The organism is Gilvimarinus sp. 1_MG-2023, from assembly GCF_030548285.1.
Window position 1 is genome coordinate 1 of the sequence record NZ_JAUOSC010001106.1, and the last position, 266, is coordinate 266.

Genomic DNA, 266 nt, shown 5'->3' on the forward strand with positions numbered 1-266 from the left:
GTTGGGCAATCCAGACGGTTTGCCAAATCCGTACAACCAGAAAAGTCAGCAAGCCAATAGCCATCAGGCCACCAAACAAGCCTGTCTCTTCAGCCCAGATGGCAAACACAAAGTCGGTGTGTGCTTCCGGCAAATAAAACAGTTTCTGCACACTTTCTCCCAACCCGACCCCAAACCATTCACCACGACCAAAAGCGATCAATGACTGCGTCAGCTGATACCCGGTGCCATATACATGCTCAGGTGCCCAGGGATCCAGATACGCC

1 protein-coding gene is annotated in these 266 nt (G+C 51.9%); it reads right to left on the bottom strand.

Going from position 1 to position 266, the window contains the following annotated elements; translation table 11 throughout:
* The coding region (locus Q4563_RS20285) for an FtsW/RodA/SpoVE family cell cycle protein (protein WP_303605797.1) at positions 1-266 on the bottom strand (266 nt) is incomplete at both ends.